At 62.6% G+C, this 4760-nt stretch carries 5 protein-coding genes; 3 read left to right on the top strand and 2 right to left on the bottom strand.

The features are described 5' to 3' along the window. On the top strand, positions 1 to 630 hold a 630-nt coding region (locus tag APH42_RS28530; protein WP_177336887.1), incomplete at its 5' end, for an FAD:protein FMN transferase. 186 nt (positions 631 to 816) lie between these two features. Continuing rightward, positions 817 to 2211, top strand: a complete 1395-nt coding sequence (gene sthA, locus APH42_RS28525) for a Si-specific NAD(P)(+) transhydrogenase (protein WP_012271357.1) — start codon at positions 817 to 819, stop codon at positions 2209 to 2211. Between the two features lie 48 nt (positions 2212 to 2259). Here the strand turns inward: sthA and APH42_RS28520 are convergent, their stop codons facing one another. Together APH42_RS28520 and APH42_RS28515 are read right to left on the bottom strand one after the other, a co-directional pair. Then, complete coding sequence (locus APH42_RS28520) at positions 2260 to 2976, bottom strand: glycerophosphodiester phosphodiesterase (protein ID WP_012271358.1); 717 nt, start codon at positions 2974 to 2976, stop codon at positions 2260 to 2262. A gap of 31 nt (positions 2977 to 3007) precedes the next feature. Continuing rightward, on the bottom strand, positions 3008 to 3592 hold the full coding sequence (locus APH42_RS28515; RefSeq protein WP_012271359.1) for a PilZ domain-containing protein: 585 nt from the start codon (positions 3590 to 3592) through the stop codon (positions 3008 to 3010). Between the two features lie 93 nt (positions 3593 to 3685). On the opposite strand from APH42_RS28515, the gene APH42_RS28510 reads away from it, so the two are divergent. Beyond that, a partial coding sequence (locus APH42_RS28510; protein ID WP_060494730.1) for a lipoprotein-releasing ABC transporter permease subunit occupies positions 3686 to 4760 on the top strand: 1075 nt, incomplete at its 3' end.

Raw genomic sequence — 4760 nt, 5'->3', positions numbered from 1 at the left:
CAGGTGCCCGACCCGCAAACCCTGGCCCAGGTACGCCTGCGCGTGGGTTACCAGCACCTGCACGTCAAAGGCCAGTCTCTGTGCAAGGATGCCCCGGTACAGCTCGACTTCAACAGCATCGCCGCCGGCCACGCTGTCGACCTGATCGCCGCACGCCTTCAGGCCATGGGCGTGGCCAGCTTCGTCGCCGAGGCTACCGGCGAATTGAAGGCGGTCGGCCGCAAGCCCGATGGCAGCCCCTGGCGCATTGCCCTGGAGCTGCCCCGCGAAAACCGCCAGATCGCCCGCCAGATCATCCCGGTCAATGGCCTTTCAGTCTCGACCTCGGGTGACTATCGGCACTATTTCGAGCAGAATGGCCGGCGCTATTCGCACACCTTCGATGCCCGCCTGGGGCGCCCGGTCGAGCATGACCTGGCGGCCGTTACAGTGCTGAGCGCCTCGGCGCTGCAGGCCGACGGCTATTCGACGCTGCTGTTGATCCTTGGCCCTGAGCGTGGCTGGGATTTTGCCGTGGCGCATGGCTTGGCCGCGGTATTGGTGACTCGAGCCGAGGGTGGCTTCGTCTCCCGAGCTACGCCCGCGTTCGAACGGGCGGTGAAAGGCGAGCGAAAGCACAAGCAGGGATGATTGCCGCCAGGGAATGGGTGAACCATATGTAGTGCGGGCGAAATTGGCCTACGACGCGACCAAGGGTTAATGTGCGCGGCGTTCACGCTTGATTAGACTGCACCCGAATTTTCTCATGACGCCCCGGCGGCATGATCGCGCCCCGCGAGCGACCGTGGCTTGCGGGCCAGTTCTGAAGGAGTACGCATGGCTGTCTACAACTACGACGTAGTGGTGCTGGGTTCCGGCCCGGCCGGTGAAGGCGCGGCAATGAACGCCGCCAAAGCAGGGCGCAAGGTGGCAATGGTCGATGACCGTCGCCAGGTCGGTGGCAACTGCACGCACCTGGGTACCATCCCGTCCAAGGCACTGCGTCACTCGGTGCGGCAGATCATGCAGTTCAACACCAACCCGATGTTCCGTGCCATCGGCGAGCCGCGCTGGTTCTCGTTCCCGGACGTGCTGAAAAGCGCCGAAAAGGTGATTTCCAAGCAAGTTGCATCGCGCACCGGCTACTACGCCCGTAACCGCGTCGACGTGTTCTTCGGCACCGGCAGCTTCGCCGACGAGCAAACCGTGGAAGTGGTGTGCCCGAACGGCGTGGTCGAGAAGCTCAACGCCAAGCACATCATCATTGCCACCGGCTCGCGCCCCTACCGCCCGGCCGACATCGACTTCCACCACCCGCGCGTTTACGACAGCGACACCATCCTCAGCCTCAGCCACACCCCACGCAAGTTGATCGTTTACGGTGCCGGTGTGATCGGTTGCGAATACGCATCGATCTTCAGTGGCCTGGGTGTATTGGTGGAATTGGTCGACAACCGTGGCCAGCTGCTGAGCTTCCTCGATTCGGAAATTTCCCAGGCGCTGAGCTACCACTTCAGCAACAACAACATCACCGTGCGCCACAACGAAGAGTATGAGCGCGTCGAAGGCCTGGACAACGGGGTGATCCTGCACCTGAAGTCGGGCAAGAAGATCAAGGCCGACGCCTTGCTGTGGTGCAACGGCCGTACCGGCAACACCGACAAGCTGGGCCTGGAAAACATCGGCATCAAGGTCAACAGCCGCGGCCAGATCGAGGTCGACGAGGCCTACCGCACCACCGTGCCGAACATCTACGGTGCCGGTGACGTGATTGGCTGGCCAAGCCTGGCCAGTGCCGCCCATGACCAGGGCCGCTCGGCCGCTGGCAGCATCGTCGACAATGGCAGCTGGCGCTTCGTCAACGACGTGCCGACCGGTATCTATACCATTCCGGAAATCAGCTCGATCGGCAAGAACGAGCAAGAGCTGACCCAGGCCAAGGTGCCATACGAAGTGGGCAAGGCCTTCTTCAAAGGCATGGCGCGTGCGCAGATTGCCGGCGAACCGCAGGGCATGCTGAAGATCCTGTTCCACCGCGAAACCCTGGAAATCCTCGGCGTGCACTGCTTCGGCTACCAGGCCTCGGAAATTGTCCACATCGGCCAGGCGATCATGAACCAGCCGGGTGAGCACAACAACCTGAAGTACTTCGTCAACACCACCTTCAACTACCCGACCATGGCCGAAGCCTATCGGGTAGCAGCCTACGACGGCCTGAACCGGCTTTTTTGAGCGGCTCCGACCGGTGGCCTGAGCCGGTCGGAGAGACCGATTTCAACCCTACCCGAGGGTGGTCTTGGCCAAACCGGGAAAGTCTGTAATCAGGCTGTCCACACCAAAGTCAGCAAGCCGGCGCATCAGTGCCGGCTCATTGACTGTCCATACCGACACGTGCAAACCCTGGCCCTGTGCTTTGAGCAGGCGCTCGGGGGTGCACAGTGTCCAGTTCAATGCCAGCAGCTCGCAGCCATAGTTCTGTGCCACCTTCAGGGGGTCGAGCCAGGCGTATTCGGCCACCAGCCCGCGCTTCACGTCCGGCACCAGTTCCAGGGCAGCGCCCAGTACTTCACGTGAGCTGGAGGTGATGGTGACCTTGTCCAGCAGGCCATACGCCTGGGCCAGTTCGCGAATCGCCAGCACGGTGGTGGCGGCACGGGTACGCGAGGCACTTTTTACTTCCAGCTGCCAGTGATCGAACGGGCATTTTTCGAACAGTTCTTCCAGTTTCGGAATCGGGCAGGGTTGCACATGGCCCGGGCCGCCTTTGCGGGCATCGATCTTGATCAGGTCGGCGGCCGGGTGTTCGACCACTTTGCCGCGCCGCCCAGTGGTGCGCTTGAGGGTGGCGTCGTGGATGACCATCAGCTCGTTGTCGGCTGACAGGTGCAGGTCCAGCTCGCAGCGGGTCACGCCATGGGCCAGGCATTGCTGAAAGCTCTTCAGGGTATTCTCGGGCGCTTCGCCCTTGGCGCCGCGATGGCCGTAGATCAGGGTCACGTTCGTTCCTTCAAATCAGAGAGAAATGGGCTCAGGAGGCAGGGTCGTTCTGCCCCAGTTGCTGGCGCCGCTGCTGTTGCTGGCGCTGCAGGATATAACGGGCCAGCAATTGCCGTTGGGCGTCGGTCATGTCGATGAATTCGGTGCCGACCTCGAAGCCGCCCTCCGGGCGCGGGTCGCAATGGGTGACCTTGCCGCGCAGCAGCAGGCCATGGGCGCGTGGCATCAGCACCATTTTCACTTTGACCCGAGTGCCGGGGGCAATCTGCGTGGCCTGGGTGAACTCGATGCCGCCTTCGGAAATGACCACCGGCAACGGCTGGCCGACTTCACCCAGCAGGGTTTGCGCAACCACCGCGCTGAGCAGGTCGAGGCGCTTGTTCTGCGCCCGCAGGAAGGCGGCAAGGGTGCGGTCCTTGTCGCTCAGCTGGCGCAACAGGTGCTGCGACTCGAAGTCGGACAGGTGCAGCTCGCTGAGCAGGTTGAACAGCGGGGAATCATCTTGCAACACATCTGGGTCAAGGGCTTCGGCCGCGCTGAGGGGGCTTATTTGAAGTGCGATCCGATCTTCGATGCGGTAGTATTCGCGGCGATCTTCTTCGTCTAATGTCGTCATGGCGAACCCAAGGTAGCGGCGGTGGTCCGAGTGTAAAGCCGCCGTAGGCGCCTCGCCACAAGGACGTTCCCTTTCATCCGAACAAGCCCCGACATGTTCAGACCTCTTTTCGCATTCATCGGTACGCGTTATACCCGTGCCAAACGCCGTAATCACTTCGTCTCGTTCATTTCCCTGACCTCGATGATCGGCCTCGCCCTGGGCGTGGTGGTGATGATCGTGGTGCTGTCGGTGATGAACGGTTTCGACCACGAGATGCGCACCCGCGTGTTGGGCATGATCCCCCATGCCACGCTGGAGAGCGGCCAGCCCATTGCCGACTGGCCGGCCCTTGCCCAACAAGTAAAGCAGAATCCGCAGGTGGTGGCGGTTGCGCCGTTCACCCAGATGCAGGGCTTGCTGACCCATGATGGCAAGGTGCAGAAGGTGCTGCTCAACGGCATCGACCCGGCTCGCGAGCGCGAGGTGTCGATCATCGACAACTTCGTCTTGCAAGGCCGTCTGGACCAGCTGGCGCCGGGCGAGTGGGGCATCATGATCGGCGACAAGGCCGCGGCCAAGCTGGGTGTGGCCATCGGCGACAAGCTCACCTTCGTCGCCCCGGAAGTCAGCGTGACTCCCGCCGGCATGTTCCCGCGCATGAAGCGCTTCACCGTGGTGGGTACCTTCCATGTTGGCGCGGGCGAAATCGACGGCTACCTGGGCTTGACCAACATCAGCGACCTGTCCCGCCTGCACCGCTGGAAGCCCGACCAGGTACAGGGCCTGCGCCTGAAGTTCGACGACCTGTTCCAGGCGCCGCGCGTCGCCTGGAGCATTGCCCAGCAGCTGGGCGACCAGGAGTTCTACAGCCGTGACTGGACCCGTACCCACGGCAACCTGTACCAGGCGATCCGCATGGAAAAGGCCATGATCGGCCTGTTGTTGCTGCTGATCGTGGCGGTGGCGGCGTTCAACATCATTTCCACCCTGGTGATGGTGGTCAACGACAAGCGCGGCGACATCGCCATCCTGCGCACCCTGGGCGCCACGCCTGGGCAGATCATGCTCATCTTCATGGTCCAGGGCACGGTGATCGGGGTGATCGGTACCCTGATCGGCGCCGTGGTCGGGATCGTCGCCGCGCTGAACGTGAGCGCGGCGATCGCCGGCATCGAGAAACTGATCG

Source organism: Pseudomonas sp. NBRC 111140, assembly GCF_001320885.1.
GTDB lineage: Bacteria > Pseudomonadota > Gammaproteobacteria > Pseudomonadales > Pseudomonadaceae > Aquipseudomonas > Aquipseudomonas putida_P.
The sequence above is the reverse complement of the archived record's forward strand: the minus strand, read 5'-3'. Positions and strand labels throughout refer to the sequence as shown.

What these genes read in the sequence shown, in the direction of transcription:
- sthA (WP_012271357.1), top strand. Translation starts at nt 817, where the DNA reads ATGGCTGTCTACAACTACGACGTAGTGGTGCTGGGTTCCGGCCCGGCC.
- APH42_RS28515 (WP_012271359.1), bottom strand. Translation starts at nt 3,592, where the DNA reads ATGACGACATTAGACGAAGAAGATCGCCGCGAATACTACCGCATCGAA.